This is a genomic window from Campylobacter sp. CNRCH_2016_0050h, assembly GCF_025772605.1.
Taxonomy (GTDB): domain Bacteria; phylum Campylobacterota; class Campylobacteria; order Campylobacterales; family Campylobacteraceae; genus Campylobacter_D; species Campylobacter_D lari_D.
Window position 1 is genome coordinate 1 of the sequence record NZ_JAKMSK010000045.1, and the last position, 526, is coordinate 526.

General features: G+C 23.4%; 1 protein-coding gene. It reads left to right on the forward strand.

What is annotated here, in order from left to right; translation table 11 throughout:
• Positions 1 to 13: 13 nt before the first annotated feature.
• Positions 14 to 526, forward strand: a 513-nt coding sequence (locus L8X28_RS08330) for a site-specific integrase (protein ID WP_263666062.1), incomplete at its 3' end; no start/stop codon positions are given.

A 526-nucleotide genomic window follows, 5' to 3' on the forward strand; every position in this document is an offset into this window, starting at 1 on the left:
CAAACTAAATGAAGTGTTTGAAGAATGGATTAGTATGCGAAAAAATACTATTTCTAAAAAACATTATGAGGTAACCATATTTTCATATAATGCACATATAAAAGATATTATAGGAAACATCAAAATAAAACAAGTCAAATTAAAAGATATGCAAAATATTGTCAATAAAATGATTGATCAAGGCAAATCTCCAAGAACAACAAAAACAATAAAAGACATACTTTCTCCAGTATTTGAATTTGCTATTAAAAATGATTATATAGAAAAAAATATAGCAAGAGAAATAGAGATACAAAAATTTGATAACAAAAGATATTTTACTATTGATGATGAGGATAGAAATGCTCTTTATAAAGCTATTATTAATTATGAAAATTTAATGATAAGAGCTATGTTTATATTTCTTTTACATGGAAGAAGAAAAAGTGAAGTTCTTACATTAAAATGGGACAATATTGACTTTGCTAATAAAATTTATTTTTTACCTTCAAGCCAAAATAAATCAAGGAAAAACTTACAATTTCCA